Here is a 22,631-nt window from a genome sequence, read left to right on the forward strand (position 1 = left end):
TGACCGGCCTAGGCCAGCCGCACGCGCGGGTCGATGAACGCGTAGGCCGCGTCGACGATGATGTTGAAGAGCAGGATCATGGAGGCGGAGAACAGCATGACGCCCAGCAGCAGCGGCAGATCGCTGAACTGCACGGATTCCACCGCGAGGCGCCCGAGACCGGGCAGTCCGAAGGTGTACTCCGTGATGATGGCACCGCCGAGCAGCGAGCCGAGGTCGATACCGAAGATGGTGACGATCGGGATGAGGGAGCCGCGCCAGGCGTAGCGGAAGAAGACGTACTGACGGGACATGCCCTTGGCGCGGGCGGTGCGGACGTGTTCCTCCTGGAGCTGCTCGATCATCGACGAGCGCGCCATACGGGTGTACTGCGAGGCGAAGATCGTGGAGAGCACCACCCACGGGATGATCAGTCCGGTGAACCAGGTGACGGGATCCGCGGTGAAGTCGTTGTAGGCGGGCTTGTCGAAGATGTGGGACTGGTAGACCAGGACGGCCAGCGCCAGCGGCCCCAGGAAGTAGATCTGCAGCGAACTGATCACCATCGAGCCGGCGGTGACCGTCTTGTCGAGCAGGGTGCCCCGTTTCCACGCGGCGAGCATGCCGGTGCCGAGACCGACGACCAGGAAGACCACCGCGGCCCCCAGGGTCAGCGAGAGCGTGGTCGGCAGGCGGTCCATCATGGTCGCCCAGACCTGGTCGTTGGTGTGGTACGAGTAACCGAAGCAGGGGGCCGGGCAGGGACCCTGGGCGAACTGGTTGCTGCCCAGGATCAGGTTGTGCAGGAAGATCCAGTACTGCTCGGGGATCGACTTGTCGAGGCCGAGCACATGGTGGATGTTGGCCAGGCTGGTCGGATTGCAGGTCTTGCCGCACATCAGCAGCGCCGGGTCGCGTGGCATCCCGAAGAAAAGCAAGAACGTCACGATGCTCAACAGGAAGAGGATGACGACGGCACCGAGGATCCGGCGGACGAGGAAGCGCAGCATGCGAGGGGCTTTCTGACGTCGGCGGGCCGGGCGGTACCCGGTGCGCTGTCACCCCGAGGGGCTCAGGCACCGGGTACCGGGCGGGCGAGGGGGGTTACTTGATGTACAGGCGACGCGGGTCGATGCCGCCGATCACGTCGTCGTAGACCAGGCCGCCGACCTTGGAACCGGCGATCTGGACCTGCTTGTAGTCGATGGTGGGCACGGCGTTGATGACGTCCTTGGCCAGGTACTGGTCGATCTTCTCCCACGCGGCCGCCGACTTGACCGGGTCCGTGATCGCGTTCGCGGCGTCGATGTCGGCGTTCACCTTGGGGTCGTTGACGTGCGAGTAGTTGGGCGAGCCGTCGGCGATCACCCGGCCGTCGAACAGCGGCGGGATCACGGTCGAGGCGGACGGCCAGTCGGCACCCCAGGCGGAGTGGTAGATGTCGTAGTTGTTGTCGACCTTGCCGATCTGGTCGTAGAAGGTCTCGGCAGGGATGTCCTGGCGCTGGACGTTGAAGCCGGCCTTGTCCAACGCGGCGGCGATGGCGGCGGAGTACTGCTGGCCCTCGGGGGTGTTGATGTAGCCGTAGGTCAGCTTCATGCCGACCTTGCCGGCCTTCTTCAGCAGCGCCTTGGCCTTGGCGGCGTCACCGCCGGGGTTCTTCTTCTTGCCCCACGGGTCGAAGGAGGCGTCGTAGCCGCTGACGGTCGGGCTGATGAAGCCGCCGGCGACCTCCGCGGCGGAGCTGCCGCCGAAGGCACGGATCATCGGGGTGATCGGCAGGGCGTAGGCGATGGCCTCACGGACCGTCTTGTCCTTCAGCGCCGCGTGCGACTGGTTGATGTTGACCTGGCCGACGTAGGGCTGGTAACCGGCCACCGTACGGGCCTTGACGGCCGCGTCGCCCCCGAGGACCGCGGAGATGTTGCCCGCGTCCACCGAGTTGTTGAAGCTGATGCCGGTCTGGTCGGCGCCGCTGTCCGCGAGCAGTGCCTTCGTGGAGTCCTCGTACTGGACGTTGAAGCTGAAGTTCATCTGGTCCACGTACTGGTTGCGGATCGGGTCCGTCTTCGCGTCCCAGTTGGTGTTCTTGACCAGCACCATGGACTTGCCGGACTTGAACGACTGGATCTTGTACGGGCCGCTCGTCACCGGCGCCTTGTCGTACTTCTCCTTGGTGTCGCCCTTCTTGGAGACGACGGCGTAACCGGCCATGGCGAGCGCGTACGGCAGGTCCGGGTGGGCGGTCTTGAAGTGGAAGATGACGGTCTTGCTGTCGGGCGTCTCCAGGACGCTGTCCGGCAGGTGCTTGCCCTTGTAGGGGCCGTCGGGGAGCAGCTTGCGGTAGTCGGCGCCGTTGGTGTCGGCCAGCCACTGCTGGAGGTACGTGGGGCCCTGGTTGATGAAGGGCGCGAAGAGCCGCTCGAAGGTCTGGCGGAAGTCCGCGGACGTGATCGGTGTCCCGTCCGAGAACTTGATGCCGTCCTTGAGCGTGTACTTCCAGGTCTTGCCGCCGTCCGTGGTGGTACCGGAGTCGGTGGCCAGGTCGCCGACGACCTCGTGCTTGCTGCCGTCGTTGCTGGTGGCCTTGTAGCCGGTGAGGCCTCTGTGGATCAGCGTGGCGAGCGAGCCCTCGTCGGAGACGTAGATCTGCGCGGGGTCGAGGTGCGCGTACGAGTCGCGCTGCAGCACTTCGAGGGTGCCGCCGGTCTTCGCGCCCGGCACGGCGGTCGCGGGTCCTGTCGAGTCCTTCGCGTCACCGAACTTGATCGACGCCTGCTGCCGTTTGGCGTTCTGCTGGTCCTTCTTGTCGTTGTCGCTGGCGTTGCTGCCGCCTTTGCTGCAGCCGCTGAGCACGAGTGCTCCGGCCGCAAATATCGACAAAGCGGCGTATGCATGGCGTCCGCCCCTACTCATCACTGAAGTCTCCACCCATCTGTGTGTACGCCGGTGCAAGGAAATGGCCGTGCGGTATCCGGGCGAGGACGCCCACAAGCTCTCGGTCAGCGCGCCGTCTTGGGATCGAAGGCGTCCCGGACCGAGTCCCCGAGCAGGTTGAAGGCGACGACGAAGACGACCATCGAGACGCCGGGGAAGAACATGTACGTGATGTCGTTCTGGAGGACCAGTTCGGTCGAGGCCTTCGAGAACATCTGGCCCCAGTCGGGCGTGGGCTCGACGATGCCGACGCCGAGGAACGACAGACCGGCCTCGATCGTCACGAAGCTGGGGAGGATGTAGGTGGCCTGCACCAGCAGCGGTGTCACCACGTTCGGCAGGATCTCCCTGCGGATGATCCGCCAGGGCGAGGCGCCGCTCACCTTGGCCGCTTCGATGAACTCCCTTTCTCGCAGGGCGAGTGTCGTACCGCGCAGGATGCGGGCGAGGCTCATCCAGCCGAGCACCCACTGGACGACGATCAGCGCGACGACGCGCACATAGGTCGGCGTCTCGTCGCGCGGGCTGACGAACAGCGAGACGACGACCGGCATGCTGGCGATGAAGAACAGCTGCGAGGGGAAGGCGAGCAGGAAGTCGATGAGCCGGCCGATGAAGAAGTCGGTCTTGCCACCGATGTATCCGGCCGTGACCCCGAGGAGGATTCCGGTGAGGACGACCGCCACGGTGACCGCCAGGGAGATCAGCAGTGACGTTCGGATGCCGTAGATCAGCTTGGTGAACACGTCGTAGCCGTTGCCTGGTTCCAGGCCGAACCAGAACTCGCTGCTGATTCCGCCGTTGGGCTGCACGGGCACACCCGCACTGTCGAAGAGTTCCGGGCGTTCGTCGGCGTAGATGGTGTACGGGTCCTTGCCGTACACCTTCGAGATCAGCGGGGCCGCCGCGGCGACGACGAAGAAGAAGGCCACGACGAACGCCGAGATGACACCGGTGCGGTCACGCTTGAAACGTATCCACATCAGCTGGCCCGGCGACCGGCCCTCGACCTTCACCGTCCCGGTGTTCGTGTCGGGCTGGGGTCCGCCGTCCACGACGGCCGACCTTCCGCCGCCCTCAATGTCCGTAGGACTTGTCACGGTTCGTCCAATTCACAGGTATGGGTGTGCCGAACCGGCGACCGGCGCGGGTGCGCGGCCACCGAGGCGTGATCGATCCGATGAGCGGTGATCCGATGAAGCGTCAGGACATCCCCGCGGTGAGCGGGAATGCCGCAGCCGGACGCGCGTAGGCGAGCGGCGGCGCTACACGGCGGGCCGCTGCTTCAGGACCAACCGCCGGACGGGCAAGGCCGATCGGACGGAACGGCCGCCGCGGACGGAACGGCCGATGGAACCCACCTGGTGCCTGTGACACTGCACATGGGACTTCTCCTCATGACTTCACGTGTTCACCAACAGGAGGCTTCCGTCCACACCCTCCGACACCCCTGACGGAGGGTCAGACACCCCCTGGTGCTCGTGAGTCGGGCGCTGTCCCCACAGCGCGAGACCCATTGACCCGAGCGCTACGCGGCTAACTATCTGCCATGAGCCAGGTGCCGACCACTGTCTTTAAATCTCAATTCAGTCACAGCTGGCGCGTAGTTCTTCCGAAAAATGGACAAAGCGTTCGACGGGAGAAGGCCGCGAAACGGACTTGTTACATGGGTATCGGGCGAGGATCTCCGCATTTCGGACACCGGGTCGAGGATGGCCGACTTCCGCCCGCTCGAAATTGGGTTGCAAAAAGCCCGGGCACCCCCATGATGGGGGCACCCGGGCTCAGGTGTCCTGCGATCAGCCGTGCTTGGCGCGGCTGGCGGCGCGGGCCCGCTCGCGGGCGTCCAGGTTCACCTTGCGGATGCGAACGGCCTCCGGGGTCACCTCGACGCACTCGTCGTCACGGCAGAACTCCAGCGACTGCTCCAGCGAGAGCTTGCGCGGCGGCACGATCGCCTCGAACGAGTCGGCCGACGAAGACCGCATGTTCGTGAGCTTCTTCTCCTTGGTGATGTTCACGTCCATGTCGTCGGAGCGGGAGTTCTCGCCGACGATCATGCCCTCGTACACCTCGGTGCCGGGGTCGGTGAAGAGCACACCGCGCTCCTGGAGGTTCGTCATCGCGAACGCGGTGACGGCACCGGAGCGGTCGGCGACCAGCGAGCCGTTGTTACGGGTCTGCAGGGCACCGAACCAGGGCTCGTGACCCTCGTGGATGGAGTGCCCGATACCCGTGCCGCGCGTCTGCGTCAGGAACTCGGTCCGGAAGCCGATGAGACCGCGGGACGGCACCACGAACTCCATGCGGACCCAGCCCGAGCCGTGGTTGGACATGTTGTCCATCCGGCCCTTGCGGACGCCCATGAGCTGCGTGACGGCGCCCATGTGCTCCTCGGGCACGTCGATCGTCATGCGCTCGACCGGCTCGTACGTCTTGCCGTCGACCTGCTTCGTGACGACCTGCGGCTTGCCGATGGTCAGCTCGAAGCCCTCGCGGCGCATCTGCTCGACCAGGATGGCGAGCGCCAGCTCACCACGGCCCTGGACCTCCCAGGCGTCCGGACGCTCGGTGTCGAGCACGCGGAGGGAGACGTTACCGATCAGCTCGCGGTCGAGGCGGTCCTTGACCTGGCGGGCGGTGACCTTGCGGTCCTTGACCGCGGCCTTGTTGTCGGCGCCCTTGCCGGTACCACCGCGGCCGACCAGCGGCGAGGTGTTCGTACCGATGGTCATGGAGATCGCCGGCTCGTCGACCGTGATCAGCGGCAGCGGGATCGGGTTCTCGGTGTCGGCGAGGGTCTCGCCGATCATGATGTCCGAGATGCCGGCGACGGCGCAGATGTCACCCGGGCCCGCCACCTCGGCGGGCTTGCGGGTGAGCGCCTCGGTCATCAGCAGCTCGGTGATGCGCACGTTGGACATCGTGCCGTCACGCTTGATCCACGTGACCGTCTGGCCCTTGCGCAGCTCGCCCTGCTCGACGCGGAGCAGCGCGATACGGCCGAGGAAGTTGTCGGCGTCCAGGTTGGTGACGTGCGCCTGGAGCGGGGCCTGCTCGTCGTACTCGGGAGCCGGGACGTGGGAGAGGATCGTGGAGAAGAACGGCTCCAGGTTGTCGCTGTCGGCCGGGACGGTGCCGTCCTCCGGCTTGGTCAGCGAGGCCACGCCGTCGCGCGCACACGCGTAGACGATCGGGAACTCGATCTGGTCCTCGTCGGCGTCCAGGTCGAGGAAGAGGTCGTAGGTCTCGTTGACGACCTCGTCGATCCTGGAGTCCGGGCGGTCCGTCTTGTTGATGCACAGGATGACGGGCAGGCGCTGCTGCAGGGCCTTGCGCAGCACGAACCGGGTCTGCGGCAGCGGCCCCTCGGAGGCGTCCACCAGCAGGACCACCGCGTCCACCATCGACAGACCGCGCTCGACCTCGCCACCGAAGTCGGCGTGGCCCGGGGTGTCGATGATGTTGATGGTGATGACGTCGCCGCCATCCTTGGGGTGGTACTTCACGGCCGTGTTCTTGGCCAGGATCGTGATGCCCTTCTCACGCTCCAGGTCGTTCGAGTCCATCATTCGGTCGTCGAGCGACTCGGCGGCGTGCGCTGCGAAGGCACCGGCCTGCTTCAGCATGGCGTCGACGAGGGTCGTCTTGCCGTGGTCGACGTGGGCGACGATGGCGACGTTGCGGATGTCGTGGCGCGTGGCCATAGTGCGGCGTACTCCCGGAGTATGAGGAAGGGGCCTGCGCGTACATCGGTGTTACGCGGACCCTGCCGGGCTGAACACGCCACGGCCTCACCCCATGGTACGTGCACTCTCCAGTGGCGGCTCGCCGGGCCGCCCCCGCCCTACCCCTTGCTCGGGCTGGGCGACACCTTCGCGCCCTTCTTCAGGAAGCCCATGTCCTGGTACACCGGCGTCTGGAAGCCGAAGGCACCCACGTTCACCAGGCCCTTCCGGGCCGCCACGATCTGCGGCCGCTGGTACAGCGGCAGCGACCCCGCCGCCGCCCAGATCCTGGAGTCCGCCTTGCGCAGCAGCCCGTCCGCCTCGTCCTCGTCCAGCGTGCCCAGCGCCTGGTCGAAGAGCTGGTCCACCTGGTCGGTGCCGATCCGCGTGTAGTTCTGCTCGACGTTCAGCGACCCGTCGGCCGCCACCACCGGCTTCGCGTAGATCGGCCGGGCGTCCGTCGCCGGGAACGCGGACGACGGCCACGAGTACAGCGCGAGGTCGTACTGCCCGGACGCGATGTGGTCCTTGAAGTAGCTGTCGTCGGAGACCTTCTTGATCTCGGTCACGATGCCCACCTTGTCCAGCATCTTCGAGATCTGTCCGGCGACCGCCTGGAGCGTCTCCGAGCCCGGCCCCGACGGCAGCACGAACCGCAGCGAGAGCGCCTTGCCGTCCTTGGCCAGCGGCCCGGCCGGCGCCCCTCCCCTGGGTGCCGCCGTGCCCTTCGGCGCGTACGCCCCCGGTGCCCCGTGGGCGTGGTCCTTCTGGTGGTCGCGGGTGTCCTTGTCGTGGGCCTTGTCGTCCTCCCCGACGATGTACTGCCCGTCGTGCCCGCCGTCCGACTCGTCGCCCTTGTCGCCCTTCTTCTTCCCGTCCTCCGCGCCGGCCGCCTTGCCGCCGGTCTTGATCGGCCCGCCGGCCACCCAGCCCGCGTCGGCGAGCAGCGCCTGCGCCTCGTGGGTGTCGAGGCCGCCGATGGCCCCGCTGCCGTCGGTGTAGGCAGCCTGCCCGGACAGGGCGACATGGCTGCCGACCGGCACCGCGGGCAGCCCCAGCGGGGTGAGCACCAGCTTGGCGAGCGCCTTGCGGTCCAGGGCGCGGGCGACGGCCCGGCGCACCCGCTCGTCGGCGAGCGGGCCCTCGGAGCCGTTGAGGGCGAGCTGGGTGAAGGCGGGTTCCAGGGACTTGCGGACCTCGAAGTCGTGCAGCTCGTGCTGCTGCTCCAGCCACTTCGCGATGCTCCTGCGGAGCTTCTTCGGCCCGTCGGGGAGCTTCTCCTCGTCCATGCCGAGGGTCAGCGCCCAGGACCGCAGTTTCTTCGAGGAGGTCTTCCCGGCGCCCTGCAGGGGCAGGCCGGTGCCCTTCTCGCGGCCGGCGATGGTGATCCGCTCGGCCTCGGCGGCGTCGATGTCGGCGACGTCGACGGTGCCGGCGGCGAGCGCGGAGGCCCGCTTGTCGCGGTCCACGGCGTGCAGGTCGATCTCGTCGAGCTTGGCGGGGCGGCCCCACCAGCGCGGGTTGCGGGTGAGGACGACGTCCTTCTTGGCGGTGTCGACCTTGTCGAGCCGGAAGGGGCCCGCGGTGACGGTGAGCTTGCGGCGGGCGCCGTCGTTGAAGGCGTCCGGGGTGCCCATGACGTCCTTCGGGTACAGCGGCGAGAACAGCGACTTCCAGTCGGCGTACGGCCGGTCGAAGGTGACCCGGACCTCCAGGTCGTTGGCGCCGCGCTCGATCTGGGAGATGCGGTCGTAGCCGGCGTTTCGGGCGGTCCAGTAGGCGGAGTCCTTGCCGGACAGGGCGCGCCACTGGGCGGCGAAGTCGGCGGCGCCGATCTCCCGGCCGTCGCTCCAGACGGCCTGCTGGTCGAGCTTGTAGAGGACGACCTGGCGGGGCTCGGTCTCGATGACCTTCGCGGACTCCAGGTAGTCGGGGTTGCGGACCGGCTTCCCGGTGGCGTCGATGGTGAACATCGACGGCAGGACGGCCTGGGCGACCCGGGTGGTGCCCGCGTCGGCATCGGCCTGGAAGGTGTTGAGGGTCTCCGGTACGGCGTCCACGGCGATCTTCAGGGTGCCGCCCTCGGCGACCGCGTTCCGGGCGACCGGCACGATGTCCTGGCCGGCCAGCGGCTTGCTGGCCTCGTCGTCGGAGCCGCAGCCGGCGAGCAGGGGCACGGCGAGGGCGCCCGCGGCGAGGAAGGCGAGGCTTCGCTGGTAGCGCCGCGAAGTGCCGTCGTTCGGCTGCGGCGCCGTCGTGGCTGGTCGCGCCCACGCGGCGGTAGCCGCACATTCAATACGGCCCCGCGCCCCTACGGGGCGCGATCCGACGCCGTGGTGAGACATCTCTGCTTACCTCCGGAAGGCCCCGTGGCACGGGTGCGGTCTGTTCACGTTTGGGGGTATTTTGGAGTTGATCACATGTACGTCAGAAGTACGGACCCCACTGAAATGGACGGGGTCCGTCGGCCGGGTACGACACGGCGGCGGGGGCTGCCAAAGCCCACTCGTACGGCGCAATGTCCCGGCGCACACAGAGCGCGTGCGGGCGTGCGACGGAGGCGCGCAATCCGCCAATCGCTGCACATGGCTTCACATCAGTAGGTGTGACGCGCAACACTCGCAGGCGCATGAACGTTGCCGCCTTGGACATCGAAGTCCGCGGAAGTGAGGTCACGTCATGTCCGTGCACGACGACCTGACGTCAGTCCAGCGTTGCCTAGAAGACCTGAACCGGTCCGTCGGCCGCCTGGAGCAGCAGCTCGGGAGCGGCGGACTGGAGATGCGCCGCGTCCGTTCCGACGCCGATCACCTGCGCGAGAGCGTGGCACTGCTGCGGGAGGCGGCCAACACCGGCACCCCGGGCAAACGCCCCGAGCTCGTGACCATCTCCGACGATCCGTACGACATCAACCTGTGGACGGACACGGACGACGAGGGTCTCGGCGCCCGCGACCGGCACGCCCCCTAGGAGCGCCGCCCGCAGGTTCCCGATCCCCGACCCGACCGGAGTCATCCGTTGGCCACTGGTACGGAACCACATCAGAACAGCGGCGGCGTACGCACCCGTACGCGCGCCGCGATCTCCGCCCCGCACCTGCGGACCGACCGCTGGTGGCTGGCGCCCGCCGTCACCGCGGCCGGTCTGTTCGCGTTCGTCGTCTACTCGACGTGGCGGGCCTTCTCGAACGCGCACTACTACTCGGCGCCGTACGTCTCGCCGTTCTACTCGCCGTGTCTGGCCGAGAACTGCAAGGTCATGCCGTCCGGCCCGAACGCCGACCTCTTCGGCAGCTGGTGGGCGATCTCCCCGGCGATCATCATCCTGATCTTCCCGCTGGGCTTCCGCCTGACCTGCTACTACTACCGCAAGGCGTACTACCGCAGTTTCTGGGCGTCCCCGCCGGCCTGTGCGGTGGCCGAGCCGCACGCGAAGTACACCGGTGAGACCCGCTTCCCGCTGATCCTGCAGAACGTCCACCGGTACTTCTTCTACTTCGCCCTGCTGGTCGCCGGCGTGCTGACCTACGACACGGTCCTGTCCTTCCGGGACACCCACGAGAACTGGGGCCACATGGGCCTCGGCACCCTCGTCTTCCTGGTCAACATCGTGCTGATCTGGGCGTACACGCTGTCCTGCCACTCCTGCCGGCACATCGTCGGCGGCAAGCTCAAGCACTTCTCCAAACACCCCGTGCGCTACAAGGCGTGGCAGTTCGTCGGCCGGCTCAACAACCGGCACATGCAGCTCGCCTGGGCGTCGTTGGTGAGCGTGGCGCTCGCCGACTTCTACGTCTACCTGCTCGCGTCCGGTGTCTTCGACGATCCGAGGTTTTTCTGATGCCCGTGGTGGACCGGCAGGAGTGGGACGTCGTCGTGATCGGGGCCGGCGGCGCGGGCCTGCGCGCCGCGATCGAGGCGCGCGAGCGGGGCGCCCGTACGGCGGTGATCTGCAAGTCGCTGTTCGGCAAGGCGCACACGGTGATGGCCGAGGGCGGCATCGCGGCGGCCATGGCCAACGTCAACGAGCACGACAACTGGCAGGTCCACTTCCGTGACACCCTGCGCGGCGGCAAGTTCCTCAACCAGTGGCGGATGGCCGAACTGCACGCCAAGGAGGCCCCGGACCGGGTCTGGGAGCTGGAGACCTGGGGCGCCCTCTTCGACCGTACGAAGGACGGGAAGATCTCCCAGCGCAACTTCGGCGGCCACGAGTACCCGCGCCTCGCGCACGTCGGCGACCGCACCGGCCTCGAACTGATCCGGACGCTGCAGCAGAAGATCGTCTCGCTCCAGCAGGAGGACAAGGAGGAGACCGGCGACTACGAGTCCCGGCTCAAGGTCTTCCAGGAGTGCACGGTCACCCGGATCCTCAAGGACACTGCATCCAACAGCGGCTCCGCCGCGGGCCGGGTGTCGGGGGTCTTCGCGTACGAGCGGGAGACCGGCCGTTTCTTCGTCCTGGAGGCGCCGTCCGTCGTCATCGCGACCGGGGGCATCGGCAAGTCGTTCAAGGTGACGTCGAACTCGTGGGAGTACACGGGTGACGGGCACGCGCTGGCCCTGCTGGCGGGAGCGCCTCTCCTGAACATGGAGTTCGTGCAGTTCCACCCGACCGGCATGGTCTGGCCGCCGTCGGTGAAGGGGATCCTGGTCACGGAGTCGGTGCGCGGCGACGGAGGGGTGCTGCGCAACTCCGAGGGCAAGCGGTTCATGTTCGACTACGTCCCGGACGTCTTCAAGGAGAAGTACGCCGAGTCCGAGGAGGAGGGCGACCGCTGGTACGAGGACCCGGACCACAACCGGCGTCCCCCGGAGCTGCTCCCCCGCGACGAGGTGGCCCGCGCGATCAACTCCGAGGTGAAGGCGGGCCGCGGCTCCCCGCACGGCGGGGTCTTCCTGGACGTGTCGACGCGGATGCCGGCCGAGGTGATCCGGCGGCGGCTGCCGTCCATGTACCACCAGTTCAAGGAGCTGGCGGACGTCGACATCACGGCGGAGGCGATGGAGGTCGGGCCGACCTGCCACTACGTGATGGGCGGGGTCGCGGTGGACTCCGACACCGCCGCCGCCCGTGGCGTGCCGGGGCTGTTCGCGGCCGGTGAGGTGGCCGGCGGGATGCACGGCTCCAACCGGCTGGGCGGCAACTCCCTCTCCGACCTGCTGGTGTTCGGGCGCCGGGCGGGCTGGCACGCCGCCGACCACGCGGCGGACTCGGACGACCGGCCGGAAGTGGACACCGAGCAGATCGACGCGGCCGCGGCCGAGGCGCTGCGGCCCTTCTCCGCGGAGGGCCAGGAACCGGACTCCGGCCCGCCGGAGAACCCGTACACCCTCCACCAGGCGCTCCAGCAGTCCATGAACGACCTGGTCGGCATCATCCGCCGGGAGGGCGAGATGGAGCAGGCCCTGGAGAAGCTCGCCGAGCTGCGGGTGCGGGCGCGCCGGGCCGGGGTGGAGGGGCACCGGCAGTTCAACCCGGGCTGGCACCTCGCCCTGGACCTCAGGAACATGCTGCTGGTGAGTGAGTGTGTGGCGCGGGCGGCCCTTGAGCGCACCGAGTCGCGCGGCGGCCACACCCGCGAGGACCATCCGACGATGGACCGCCGCTGGCGCCCGGTCAACCTGCTCTGCCGGCTGGCCGACCCCACGGGCGGGTCGGCGGCCACCGACCCGGAGCGCGGCCAGATCGACCTCACCCGTGAGACCACCGACCCCATCCGAGCCGACCTGCTCGCCCTCTTCGAGAAGGAGGAGCTGGTCAAGTACCTCGCCGAAGAGGAGCTGTACGAATGAGCGGCTACACGGCCCACTTCCGGGTGTGGCGGGGCGACGTCGAGGGCGGCGGCCTGGAGGACTTCAAGGTCGAGGTGAACGACGGCGAGGTGGTCCTCGACATCATCCACCGCATCCAGGCCACCCAGGCCGCCGACCTGGCCGTCCGCTGGAACTGCAAGGCGGGCAAGTGCGGTTCGTGCTCGGCGGAGATCAACGGCCGCCCGCGCCTGCTGTGCATGACCCGGATGTCCGTCTTCGAGCCGGACGAGACCATCACGGTCACCCCGCTGCGCGCCTTCCCGGTCATCCGCGACCTGGTCACGGACGTCGGCTTCAACTACCAGAAGGCCAGGGAGGTCCCGTCGTTCGTACCGCCCGCCGACCTCGGCCCCGGCGAGTACCGGATGTACCAGGAGGACGTGGACCGCTCGCAGGAGTTCCGCAAGTGCATCGAGTGCTTCCTGTGCCAGGACACCTGTCATGTCGTCCGTGACCACGAGGAGAACAAGACGGCCTTCGCCGGGCCGCGTTTCCTCATGCGGGTCGCCGAACTGGACATGCACCCGCTGGACGCGGCGGAGACGTCCGGCCTGGACCGCAAGCGCACGGCCCAGGACGAACACGGCCTCGGCTACTGCAACATCACCAAGTGCTGCACGGAGGTCTGCCCGGAGGGCATCCACATCACGGACAACGCCCTGATCCCCCTGAAGGAGCGGGCGGTCGACCGCAAGTACGACCCCCTCGTGTGGCTCGGCTCGAAGATCAGGAGGCGCCCCGCAGGAGGCTGAGCACCTGCCGGAGGTTGAACTCGGCGATGTCCCGCATCTGTTCGCGCTCCGGGAAGTCGCCGTCCAGCAGCCGCAGCGGGCCCGCGACGAGGTTGAGGTGCATCGCCAGGCGGTACAGCGCCGTCCGGTCCTCGTCGAGGTCGGCGGTGCGCAGCACGTCGTAGGCGGGCCCGAAGCGGAGCTGGAGGAAGGCGTGCTCCCATTCGGCGTCGAAGTACATCAGGCCTTCGATGTCGATGAGCGCGGGGTCGCCCTCCTCGGTCACCAGGACGTGGTCCGGGCCGAGTTCGCCGTGCACGAGGGAGGCGTGGTCGCGCGGCTCGACCGCGTCGTAGAGCTCGTGCACCCGCTCGGCGAGCGCCTGCCGTACCTCACGCACCCGGGGGTCCCGCTCGGCCACCTCCACGATGTCGCGCATCGCGCGGTCCGCGACGACCTGTTCGCAGGAGTTGCCGAGCGGCTTCCCGCCCTCCTCCACCAGGGCGGCCTTGCCGTACCCGGCGGAGACGCGCTCCCGGAGCACGCCGAGCGTGCCCGCCAGCCGGGCCAGCGGCACCCGTGCGGCGCCCGGGTCGCTGCGCAGCAGCAGCTCCAGGCTGCCGCCGCGGACGTCCTCGACGACCGCGGCGTAGGCGGGCAGGTGCTCGGCCTCCTCGTCCGCGAACAGCAGGCGCGGGGTGCGCACGCCGAGCTCGGTCAGCAGGTCGTGGGCGGACAGGAACAGGCCGAGACCGGAGGCGTGCGCGAAGGGGTCGCGGATGTCGACGTCGGCGGGCCCCCAGTAGTCCTCCTCCGGGGACCAGACGTACGCGATCGCGCTGCGGCCGTTGTCGAGGGCGAGCCGGTAGACGCCTTTCTTGCTCCCTCCGCGCAGCCGGGCGACGGCCGCGGGGGCACGGCCGAGGGCCTCGCGGGAGAGCGACGCGAGGTCGTCACGGGTGAGGTGGGCACGAGCGGTTGTCATGGCGTACGAACCCAGTCCTTCCGATAAGAGGTCCAGTCATCCTCGGTGGCGGCGAAGTCGACGTACAGGGCGACGCCGAAGTTAGCGCGATCCGCGTCCGTGCGTGACAGTCCCAGCCGAACCCCGCGCACGGCCGCCGGAACGGTCTCGGCGTGCGCCCAGTGCCCGAACCGGTTCTCGTGGTAGAAGGGCAGCCCCATGAGGAGCTCGGTCGACCTGGGCGTGACCTCCAGCGCAAGGCTCGTCTGCTGTGCGACGTAGCCTCCGTACAGGCTCTGCAGGGGCTGCATGGTGTCGTACGACATCACCGCGATCTGATCCACCCGACGAGCGACTTGCCCGAAATACTCCTGCGACCACCATTTGGGATGACCGGTGACGGTACCCCAGAAGGAGTGAAAGGCCGGCAGCGGATCGATCTGGTGTGCGGCGACGGAGAGCAGCGGGGTCGCGGGGCGCAGGGCGTCGAGAAGGGCGAGGTAGTTCCGGTCGCCGGAGTGCAGGGGCTCCAGGTCGAAGTGCACGCCGTCGAACCCGGCGCCGACGACCTGCCGGGCGGATGCGACGACGGCGTCCCGCGTCTCCTTCCTCTCCAGATGCATGGCATCCGGCTTCTCGGGCGCGACCTCGTCCCCGAGCCAGGCCTGCACCCGGACGCCGGGGAGTTTTCGATGCACGGCTGTTATCAGCCAACGGGCCTTGGGATAGGCCGATTTGGGCAGCGTGCCGTTGTGTTCCAGCGGTCCGGCATGGACGTAGAGGTCGCGAATGCCGGTGTCCGCGAGCCGGGCGGCGAGGGCGGTGACGTCGGCGTCGGTCTTACGACCGTCGACCCAGGCGTGACCGAGCCAGAGGGCGTCCCGGCTCCTGCTGTACGTACCGGCCTTCGGGTCGCCGGTGTAGTTGATGCGGAGGGCGGTCTCGGCGATGAGGAGGGGGACCAGCAACACGAGGATGACGCGTAGCGTCCATCTGCCGATTTTTTTCCCACCCGCCCAACCCGTGCGACTTTCGTCGTCGGGTGCGGGTGGCCCCTGTGGGGGTGCGGACACGTCGGCGACTGCGGGTGGGACCTCGGCGGAGTCCGGTGCGCCGGACGGCGCGGGTGGCGCCTGGGGGGAGTCCGGTCCGTCGGGCGGTGCGGGTGACGCCTGGGGGGAGTCCGGTCCGTCGGGCGGTGCGGGTGGCGCCTGGGTGGAGTTCGGTTTGGCGGTGGTTGTCGCGTCTCTCTCCGGGTTTGGGCTCCGTTTCATGTTCTGTCCCCCTTTTCTCGTCGTCCCCCGGCTGCCTCAGCCCCGGTCGCGAAGCCGACTGGCTGCCCATACGCTCCGAAATGTGACGTCATCCTTGATCCGGGGTCGGCCGAGGCATGCCACCGGGCACATAGGTGTGCGGGTGGGGCATGCGGTGCTGGGCGGGGTGGCCGGGGTGGTCTGGCTGGTGTTGCCGGTGATGACGAGCGCCACTCAAGATCCGGTTCCCGTGGCGGGTGGCGGGAGGGTCGCCACGGCCCGCGCGGCGGACGGGGCGTCGGCCACCGACTACGTCCTGCCGCTCGTCGCCGTCGCGGCGGCCGGTGCCCTGGGCGGCTACGGATACGTACGCCGGATACGCCGGGCCCGCTCCCGCACCACGCCGGGGATCCTCTCCCCGGCCCCGCCGGCTCCGTCGCCCGTCGACGTCGAGCGGCAGGCCCGCGCCTCCCTGGTCCTCGCCGACGACTGCGTACGCACCAGCCGGGAGGCGCTCGGGTACGTCGACGGGGGCGAGTCCGTCGTACGGGCCCTGCGGGCGGCCGAGACCGAGCTGGCGGCCGCGTTCGCGATATGGCGGCGGTACGAGGAGGGGGTGCCGGGGGACGACACCGGCCGGCGTCAGGCGCTGGTGGGGGTGATCGGGCGATCCGCGGAGGCGGGACGTCAACTGGACGCGGGGGCGGCGGAGTTCGACGCGGAGTGGGACGCCGGGGACGCGCTGGCGGTGGCCGAGGGGCGGTTCCGGCAGCTTGCGGGGCGGACCGGCGGGGTGGCGGGCGCACTGACCGGGGCGGGTGAGCGGTACGGCGCGACGGCGGTCGCCTCCGTCGTCGGACATGTCGAACAAGCCAAGGACCGGCTGGTGTTCGCGACCTCACGGCTCAACCGGGCCCGCCAGGACGCCGATTCGGGCGACGGCGAGGGGTCCCGGCGGGGGGTGCGGGCCGCCGAGGGGGCCGTGGCGCAGGCCGGGGTGCTGCTGGGCGGGGTGGAACGGCTGGTGCGGGAGCTGCGGGCGGCGGCGGGGCTGCTGCCGGCCGCCCTGACAGGCGCGGAGGCGGAGCTGGCGGGTCTGCGCGGGACGGCCCTGCCGGCGCGGCTGGCACACGCCGACACCGTGCTGGGCGCGGTGCGGCACGAGGTGACCGGTGGGCCGTACGACCCGTTGGACGCCCTGCGCCGGGTCGTGCGGGCGGTGGAGGGGACGGGGGGCGGACGGTCCGGGGTGATCGCGGCGGGGGCGGGGCTCGTGGCGCGGAGTGCGCTGGGGGCGGCGGACGACTTCGTCGGGACGCATCGGGCGGCGGTGGGGGCGGAGGCGCGGACGTTGCTGGCGGCAGCGGGGCGGGCTGCGCCCGCGGACACCGACAGGCTCGCGCGGAAGGCGCGGGAGTTGGCGGAGCGGGATGTGCGGGCGCACGGCAACCCGTTCGCCGGGGAGGCCGCGCAGGGGATCGGGGTGGCGGGGGCGGTGCTCGGAGGGGTGCTGCTGGGCGAGGAGGGGGACGGGGGGCCGGTGGTGGCCTTCGGGGGGCCGGAGAGCAGGGGGAGGCTGGGGTAGCGCGTCAGGGGGGTGCGGCGGATGGCCGAGGGGCGGCTGCGGGTGCGTGGGGGCTGGCCGCGCAGTTCCCCGCGCCCCTGAAGGGGCGCCTCGACTGGTCGCGCCCACGCGGCGGAGCCGCATATCGGGCACGGCCCCGCGCCCCTGACGGGGCGCTACGGCCGACGTCCGCAAGAACGCGCCCCAAAGGGGCGCTGGGGGTACCCCCGGCCGAAGGCTGGGGGAGGAACTGCGCGATCAGCCCCCGCGGCGCCGCGCCATGACCACGGCCTCCTCAGAACAGGCTGAGCAGCGCCTCCGCCGGGTCGGTCAGGCCCGTCTCGCCGTCCGGCAGCGGGAGTTCGAACCACACCGTCTTCCCGCGCGGCGTCCGGCGCGAGCCCCACGCCGCGCTGAGCAGGCCGACCAGTTGCAGTCCACGCCCGCCCTCGTCGGTGTCCCGGGCACGGCGGCGCCGGGGTTGGACCAGGCCCGAGTCCCACACCTCGCACACCAGCGTGCGGTCGAGCAGCAGCCGTAGCCTTATCTCGCCCTCGCCGTACCGCAGGGCGTTCGTGACCAGTTCGCTGACCAGCAGCTCCGTCGTGTCGACCAGCGGCTCCAGGCCCCACGTGACCAGCTGGCCGCGCGCGTACTCACGGGCGCGGCCCACACTGCGCGGCTCGCGCGGCAGCGCCCAGTCGCCGACCGACTCGGCCGGCAGTCCCTGGACACGTGCCATCAGCAGCGCGATGTCGTCCTCACCGTGGTGGGTGTCCAGGGTGCTGAGGACGTGGTCGCAGACGTCCTCCAGGGGCTGGGACGGGTCGGTGAGGGCGCCGACGAAGGCCTGGAGGCCCTCGTCCAGGGGGTGGTCGCGGGACTCGACCAGGCCGTCGGTGTAGAGCGCGAGGAGGGCTCCCTCGGGGAGTTCGACCTCGACCTCCTCGAAGGGCTCGCCGCCGACGCCGAGCGGCATGCCGGGCGGGACGTCGAGCATCAGGGCGTCCTCGCCGGGTTCGACCAGGACCGGCGGCAGATGGCCGGCGTTGGCGAACGTACAGCGCCGGGTGACCGAGTCGTAGACGGCGTACACGCAGGTCGCGAGGTAGACCTCGGAGAGGTCGGCGTCGCGGGGCTGGCGGGCGGTGCGGGTGGCCTGCTGGACCCCGCCGGGCGTGCCGAGGCCGCGGGCGATCTCGTCCAACGCGGAGAGCACCTCGGCCGGTTCGAGGTCGAGCAGGGCCAGGGTGCGGACCGCCGTGCGGAGTTCGCCCATCGCGACCGCCGCGCGTAGACCCCGGCCCATGACGTCGCCCACCACCAGCGCCGTGCGGTGGCCGGGGAGTTCGATGACGTCGAACCAGTCGCCGCCGACCTCGGTGGCCGCGTTGCCGGGCAGGTAGCGGCAGGCGATGTCGAGGCCCGAGGCCTCCGGGTCGCCGGGCGGGAGCAGGGACCGTTGCAGTATCAACGCGCGTTCGTGTTCGCGCCGGTAGAGGCGGGCGTTGTCGATGCAGACGGCGGCGCGGGCGGCCAGTTCGACGGCCAGGTCCCGGTCGCGGTCGCCGAACGGCTCGCTGCCCTTGGTGCGGGCGAACTGGGCGAGGCCGACGACCGTGTCGTGGGCGACCATGGGCACGGCCAGCGTGGACTGGACGAGGCCGCCGTCCGTCGCCGGCACGTGCTGCGGGCGGGCGGTGCGCAGGGCGTCCGCGCACGGGGAGTTGAAGGGGTAGTGGTGGACCGCGCCGACGGCCACCGGGACGCCGCCGCCCACGAAGGGCGCGTCGGAGACCGCGCTGGCGAACGCGACCCGGCGCAGCTCCGCGCTGCCGTCGGAGAGCCCCGGCGGCCGCTCGTCGCCCGCCAGCAGGCCCTGGTAGAGGTCGACGGTGGCGAGGTCGCAGAAGCCGGGCACGACCACGTCGAGGAGTTCGCGGGCGGTGGTCTCCAGGTCGAGGGAGTTGCCGATGCGGGCACCGGCCTCGTTGAGGAGGGCGAGGTTGCGCCGGGCGGCGGCGGCCTCGCGGGCGGCGGCGCGGCGGGCGGTGATGTCGAGGCCGAGCCAGGCGATGCCGATGGGGCGGCCGGTGCCGCTGTGCACCCGGTAGAGGTTGATGGACCAGTGCCGGCGCTCCTCGGAGCCCGGCACGAAGCCCGTGACGTGCATGTCCGTGATGGAGTTGCCGGTCTCCAGGACCCGGCGCAGGGTGGCCGCGACCCGCTCGGCCTCGGAGCGCGGCAGGTAGTCGTGGACGCCCTTGCCGCGGTGGTCGTCGGGGGTGCCGCCGAAGATGGAGGAGAACCGTACGTTGGCGCGGCGGATCCGCAGGTCGGTGTCGATCAGCAGGAAGCCGAACGGAGATTGACCGAATATCGACTGCGAGGCCGCGAGGTCGGTCTCGATGCTGCGTAGGGTGCGGACGTCGACCACGATGCACACGGCCGCGTTCTCGCCCTCGGCGGTGCGGGTGGGCATGACGTAGACCTCGGCGATGCCCTCCTCGCCGCGCTCGCCGCCGGCCGTGTCGGGCATCCGGAACGGGACCACGCCGGTCCACTCCCGCCCGTCCAGGATCTCGGCCATCTTCCGCTGGCCGCGTGCGCGCAGGTCCGGGTCTATGAACGCCTCGATGGGGTCCATGCCGACGGCTCGCTCGGCGGGGATACCGAAGATCTGCTCGGCGCGCAGGCTCCACTGGTCGACCAGGCCGCCGGCGCCGATGGAGAACGAGGCGACCTTGATGTAGTCGTAGATCGAGCCGGGCGGGCTGCTCTGCCACATGGCGTCACCGGGGGCCGCGGCTGTCTCCGCGGTCCCCGCCCTCGCGCCGTCCGACGGGTCCTCGGACTCCGTGGCCTTAGCTGGTATCTCGCTCACGCGAACCGTCCCCTCCAGCTCACCGCGTCCGGCACCGGTCACCGGGTGCGGCTGCCCGCAGTATCCAGCACTACGGCGCCGCCTGACACGGTGTTCACGATCACAGCACGGTCCCGACGATTTCCGGACCGGACCGTGACAACACTTCCAGTCTTCTAACCAGGGAACACGCCGTCGAATCACGTACTCCGGCACGTGTTGATCAGCCACTCTCGCGGGTGGACGGCGTCGCACCGCGTGTACACCCCGTTCACCCCGTTCACCCGGGTACCGCCAGCTCGAACCAGACCGTCTTGCCGTTGTCTCCGGGGCGGGTGCCCCAGCTGCGCGAGGAGCCGGCGACGAGTTGCAGGCCGCGGCCGTTCTCGTCGTCGGGGCCGACGGCGCGTTCGCGGGGTGGGTCCGGGAGCGGGTCGGAGACCTCGACGCGGAGCGTGTCGCCGAGGCCGGCGGGCCGCACCAGGCGGACGCCGATGGGGCCCGTGGCGTGTCGCAGCGAGTTGGTGACCAGCTCGCTGACGAGCAGGGCGGTGATGTCGGCGAGGGTGTCGAGGCCCCACCCGCGCAGTTGGTCACGGACCGCGGTACGGGCGGTGCGCACGGCGCCCGGTTCCGCGGGAAAGGTCCACTCGGCGGTGTCACCTTCGGTGTCGATCACACCGATCACTTCCCAGTCGCTTTCCTGGCTGCGAGCCCACCCCTGTCCGGTTTCGTGGGGTTAATGGGCACATACCCGATTACCGGGGGGCAGTACCGCATGGGAGGGCGCACCGTGGTGCGAACGGCTTACGCCGGGGGGCCGTGCGCCCAGGAGCTCGGGGGCGCGGGCGTCGGGCGACTGCGGGTGCGTTGTGGCTTGTCGCGCCCGCGCGGCGGCAGCCGCAAATCCAACACAGCCCCGCGCCCCTATTCGTCGGGGCTGCGCCCCGGACCCAACAGGGCAGCCACCTCGTGTACCGCCGGTACGTCCTGGTCCAGCCAGGGGACCGTCCAGAGGTCCTCCGGGGTCAGCCAGCGGAGCTCGTCGTGGTCCTGGAGGGGCTTGGGTGCGGGGGAGGTGGGGTGCAGGCGGGCCGTCCACACCTGGAGGACGTACGGCTCGCGCAACGGCCACTCCCCCGGCACCCGCGCCAGCGTCTCCGTCTCGACGCCCAACTCCTCGCGCAGTTCGCGCACCAGGGCGTGCTCGGGGGTCTCGGCGGGCTCGACCTTGCCGCCGGGGAGCTCCCAGCGGCCGGCCAGCTCGGGGGGTGCGCTGCGGCGGGCCGCGAGGAGGCGGCCCGCGTCCAGCAGGGCGGCTCCGACCACCACGATCCGTTCGCTCATGGGCCGGAGCCTACGGGAGGGTCAGTTCCGGCTGACGCCGTCCCCGTTGCCGTTGCTGTGGCCTATGCGCTCGACCCAGTAGAGCTGCTTGTGTCCGCGGTCGTCGAGACTGTCGGCGATCTTCTGCGCCTCGGCCCGGGTCGCGTACCGGCCGACGCGGTAGCGATTGCCGTTGTCGTCCTGCCTTATGACGAGCCAGGGGAGAGAGACCGTGCCTTCCGTCATCGCGCCCCTCCGCATCTCTCGGCTCCCGCCCATCCCCGCCCCGCTAAGGAAACCGCACTCCGCATATGCCCGAGCGTACGCCTAACCTTTACGCAGCGAATACGCCTTTTCACAAAGAGGTACGCAACCAGCCAGAACGGTGGGGGCGCACGGTGACGAATGCGCCGTTCGCGCGCCTCTCGCTTCGGGTCGCGGGCATACCGGGGACGACCGGGGCCACCTGGGAGAACGGCCGGATTGCAGCACCCGGGTCCAGGTACGGACCCGGATGGTGAAGGCGTCAACCATCGCAAGGGTGTGCGCTACTTCACGCAGAGGTGGTACGCGCGCTACTTCACCGGCAGATGGTAGGACGCCCGGTAGCGGTCGGCCGGGATGACCACGTCCGCCGTCTCCACCGGGCGGCCGGAGGCGTAGTACGTCCGCTGGATCACCAGGACGACATGGCCGGGGACCCCGCCCAGGGTGAGCAGCTCCTCGGCGAGGCCGGGGCGGGCGCCGACCTCCTCGGTGACGTTGTCCACGACGACGTCGATGGCGCGCATCCGCTCGACCACGCCCATCCCGCCGAGCGGGCCCTCCTCGGGCAGCATCACGGGGGTGCGGCCGGTGACGGCGAGGGGCTCCCAGGAGGTGGAGAGCATCATCGGCTCGCCCGCGTCCCGGAACAGGTACCGGGTGCGCATCACGCGGTCGCCGACGTGGATGCCGAGCCGGTCGGCGATCGCGGCACCGGCCTCGGCCTGCTCGCTGCTGGACTCCCAGGTGCCGCGCGCCGCCGCGTCGGACTGCTCCTGCCGGAACGGGGTGGCGCCGCCGACCGGGCGGAACCCGGAGCGGGCCACCCGCCGGGGCACGGGCCGCTCGCGCACGTAGGTGCCGGAGCCGGAGCGGCCCTCGACCAGCCCTTCGGCCATCAGCACCTTGCGGGCCTCCAGGGCGACCGTGTCCGAGACGCCGTACTCCTCACGGATGCGGGCCTGGGAGGGCAGCCGGGTGTGAGGCGGCAGCGAACCGTCGACGATCTTCTTGCGGAGATCACCCGCGACACGCAGATACGCCGGCTGCTCACCGAAAGTCACTGGCCGCTCCCATCAGGTTGTACAGACAGCAACAGCGTGGCAACCGTGGGTTGAGCGGTGCAAGCAAAGGCCAGAGAATCACTCGATGTGATGACATGTGGCATGGGGAGGCTTTACGCAGGCACTTTCTCCCCGCTATAGC

17 protein-coding genes are annotated in these 22,631 nt (G+C 70.0%); 5 read left to right on the forward strand and 12 right to left on the reverse strand.

Translation table 11 applies throughout. The features are described from left to right. Nucleotides 1–8: 8 nt before the first annotated feature. From ACFWPQ_RS12800 to ACFWPQ_RS12820, 5 genes are all read right to left on the reverse strand, one after another. Nucleotides 9–989: an ABC transporter permease gene (locus ACFWPQ_RS12800; protein ID WP_384032674.1), complete on the reverse strand. Its 981-nt coding sequence runs from the start codon at nt 987–989 to the stop codon at nt 9–11. Nucleotides 990–1,083: 94 nt separating this feature from the next. Next, a complete protein-coding gene (locus tag ACFWPQ_RS12805) occupies nt 1,084–2,895 on the reverse strand; it encodes an ABC transporter substrate-binding protein (protein ID WP_384032721.1) in 1,812 nt (603 codons plus the stop codon). 86 nt (nt 2,896–2,981) lie between these two features. Further along, nucleotides 2,982–4,016, reverse strand: coding sequence for an ABC transporter permease (locus ACFWPQ_RS12810; protein WP_361292109.1), 1,035 nt, complete (start codon nt 4,014–4,016; stop codon nt 2,982–2,984). A 699-nt stretch (nt 4,017–4,715) separates the two neighbouring features. Continuing rightward, on the reverse strand, nt 4,716–6,623 hold the full coding sequence (gene typA, locus ACFWPQ_RS12815; protein ID WP_384032675.1) for a translational GTPase TypA: 1,908 nt from the start codon (nt 6,621–6,623) through the stop codon (nt 4,716–4,718). Between the two features lie 140 nt (nt 6,624–6,763). Further along, the gene (locus tag ACFWPQ_RS12820) at nt 6,764–8,989 is read right to left on the reverse strand and encodes an ABC transporter family substrate-binding protein (protein WP_384032677.1); all 2,226 of its coding nucleotides are present in this window, start codon (nt 8,987–8,989) and stop codon (nt 6,764–6,766) included. Between the two features lie 334 nt (nt 8,990–9,323). Between ACFWPQ_RS12820 and ACFWPQ_RS12825 the strand changes: the two genes are divergently transcribed. Genes ACFWPQ_RS12825 through ACFWPQ_RS12840 form a run of 4 tightly spaced genes read left to right on the forward strand, consistent with a single transcriptional unit; the run spans nt 9,324 to nt 13,212 of the window. Continuing rightward, entirely contained in the window at nt 9,324–9,614 is a 291-nt protein-coding gene (locus ACFWPQ_RS12825; RefSeq protein WP_189267731.1) for a hypothetical protein, read from the forward strand. Between the two features lie 48 nt (nt 9,615–9,662). Beyond that, the gene (locus ACFWPQ_RS12830) at nt 9,663–10,484 is read left to right on the forward strand and encodes a hypothetical protein (RefSeq protein ID WP_384032679.1); all 822 of its coding nucleotides are present in this window, start codon (nt 9,663–9,665) and stop codon (nt 10,482–10,484) included. Beyond that, nucleotides 10,484–12,439, forward strand: a complete 1,956-nt coding sequence (locus tag ACFWPQ_RS12835) for a fumarate reductase/succinate dehydrogenase flavoprotein subunit (protein ID WP_384032681.1) — start codon at nt 10,484–10,486, stop codon at nt 12,437–12,439. Before ACFWPQ_RS12830 ends, ACFWPQ_RS12835 begins: the two co-directional genes overlap by 1 nt. Further along, nucleotides 12,436–13,212: a succinate dehydrogenase/fumarate reductase iron-sulfur subunit gene (locus ACFWPQ_RS12840; protein ID WP_384032682.1), complete on the forward strand. Its 777-nt coding sequence runs from the start codon at nt 12,436–12,438 to the stop codon at nt 13,210–13,212. Before ACFWPQ_RS12835 ends, ACFWPQ_RS12840 begins: the two co-directional genes overlap by 4 nt. Here ACFWPQ_RS12840 and ACFWPQ_RS12845 read toward each other — a convergent pair. Beyond that, on the reverse strand, nt 13,187–14,176 hold the full coding sequence (locus ACFWPQ_RS12845; RefSeq protein ID WP_384032684.1) for a phosphotransferase family protein: 990 nt from the start codon (nt 14,174–14,176) through the stop codon (nt 13,187–13,189). The two genes, ACFWPQ_RS12840 and ACFWPQ_RS12845, sit on opposite strands and share 26 nt — an antisense overlap. Further along, nucleotides 14,173–15,429, reverse strand: a complete 1,257-nt coding sequence (locus tag ACFWPQ_RS12850) for a hypothetical protein (RefSeq protein WP_384032686.1) — start codon at nt 15,427–15,429, stop codon at nt 14,173–14,175. Before ACFWPQ_RS12850 ends, ACFWPQ_RS12845 begins: the two co-directional genes overlap by 4 nt. A 142-nt stretch (nt 15,430–15,571) precedes the next feature. Here ACFWPQ_RS12850 and ACFWPQ_RS12855 point away from each other — a divergent pair, with 142 nt between their 5' ends. Then, nucleotides 15,572–16,993 (forward strand): hypothetical protein, encoded by a 1,422-nt coding sequence (locus ACFWPQ_RS12855; RefSeq protein WP_384032688.1) that lies wholly within the window; start codon nt 15,572–15,574, stop codon nt 16,991–16,993. Nucleotides 16,994–17,267: 274 nt separating this feature from the next. Here the strand turns inward: ACFWPQ_RS12855 and ACFWPQ_RS12860 are convergent, their stop codons facing one another. The 5 genes from ACFWPQ_RS12860 to ACFWPQ_RS12880 all read right to left on the reverse strand — a co-directional run bounded on the left by ACFWPQ_RS12860 (nt 17,268) and on the right by ACFWPQ_RS12880 (nt 22,489). Further along, complete coding sequence (locus ACFWPQ_RS12860) at nt 17,268–19,856, reverse strand: SpoIIE family protein phosphatase (protein ID WP_384032690.1); 2,589 nt, start codon at nt 19,854–19,856, stop codon at nt 17,268–17,270. A 259-nt stretch (nt 19,857–20,115) separates the two neighbouring features. Beyond that, a complete protein-coding gene (locus ACFWPQ_RS12865) occupies nt 20,116–20,523 on the reverse strand; it encodes an ATP-binding protein (protein ID WP_189267760.1) in 408 nt (135 codons plus the stop codon). Between the two features lie 239 nt (nt 20,524–20,762). Continuing rightward, complete coding sequence (locus ACFWPQ_RS12870; RefSeq protein ID WP_384032692.1) at nt 20,763–21,182, reverse strand: (deoxy)nucleoside triphosphate pyrophosphohydrolase; 420 nt, start codon at nt 21,180–21,182, stop codon at nt 20,763–20,765. A gap of 21 nt (nt 21,183–21,203) precedes the next feature. Beyond that, complete coding sequence (locus ACFWPQ_RS12875) at nt 21,204–21,407, reverse strand: SPOR domain-containing protein (RefSeq protein ID WP_361292085.1); 204 nt, start codon at nt 21,405–21,407, stop codon at nt 21,204–21,206. 329 nt (nt 21,408–21,736) lie between these two features. Continuing rightward, on the reverse strand, nt 21,737–22,489 hold the full coding sequence (locus tag ACFWPQ_RS12880; protein WP_361292083.1) for a GntR family transcriptional regulator: 753 nt from the start codon (nt 22,487–22,489) through the stop codon (nt 21,737–21,739). Between the last annotated feature and the right edge of the window lie 142 nt (nt 22,490–22,631).

The sequence above is a fragment of the Streptomyces sp. NPDC058464 genome (genome assembly GCF_042721035.1).
Classification (GTDB): Bacteria; Actinomycetota; Actinomycetes; order Streptomycetales; family Streptomycetaceae; genus Streptomyces.

Bases quoted from the DNA above. Each gene is read 5' to 3' on its own strand.
- ACFWPQ_RS12800 (WP_384032674.1), bottom strand. From the start codon at position 989: ATGCTGCGCTTCCTCGTCCGCCGGATCCTCGGTGCCGTCGTCATCCTC.
- ACFWPQ_RS12805 (WP_384032721.1), bottom strand. From the start codon at position 2,895: ATGAGTAGGGGCGGACGCCATGCATACGCCGCTTTGTCGATATTTGCG.
- typA (WP_384032675.1), bottom strand. From the start codon at position 6,623: ATGGCCACGCGCCACGACATCCGCAACGTCGCCATCGTCGCCCACGTC.
- ACFWPQ_RS12820 (WP_384032677.1), bottom strand. From the start codon at position 8,989: ATGTCTCACCACGGCGTCGGATCGCGCCCCGTAGGGGCGCGGGGCCGT.
- ACFWPQ_RS12825 (WP_189267731.1), top strand. From the start codon at position 9,324: ATGTCCGTGCACGACGACCTGACGTCAGTCCAGCGTTGCCTAGAAGAC.
- ACFWPQ_RS12835 (WP_384032681.1), top strand. From the start codon at position 10,484: ATGCCCGTGGTGGACCGGCAGGAGTGGGACGTCGTCGTGATCGGGGCC.
- ACFWPQ_RS12840 (WP_384032682.1), top strand. From the start codon at position 12,436: ATGAGCGGCTACACGGCCCACTTCCGGGTGTGGCGGGGCGACGTCGAG.
- ACFWPQ_RS12845 (WP_384032684.1), bottom strand. From the start codon at position 14,176: ATGACAACCGCTCGTGCCCACCTCACCCGTGACGACCTCGCGTCGCTC.
- ACFWPQ_RS12850 (WP_384032686.1), bottom strand. From the start codon at position 15,429: ATGAAACGGAGCCCAAACCCGGAGAGAGACGCGACAACCACCGCCAAA.
- ACFWPQ_RS12870 (WP_384032692.1), bottom strand. From the start codon at position 21,182: ATGAGCGAACGGATCGTGGTGGTCGGAGCCGCCCTGCTGGACGCGGGC.
- ACFWPQ_RS12875 (WP_361292085.1), bottom strand. From the start codon at position 21,407: ATGACGGAAGGCACGGTCTCTCTCCCCTGGCTCGTCATAAGGCAGGAC.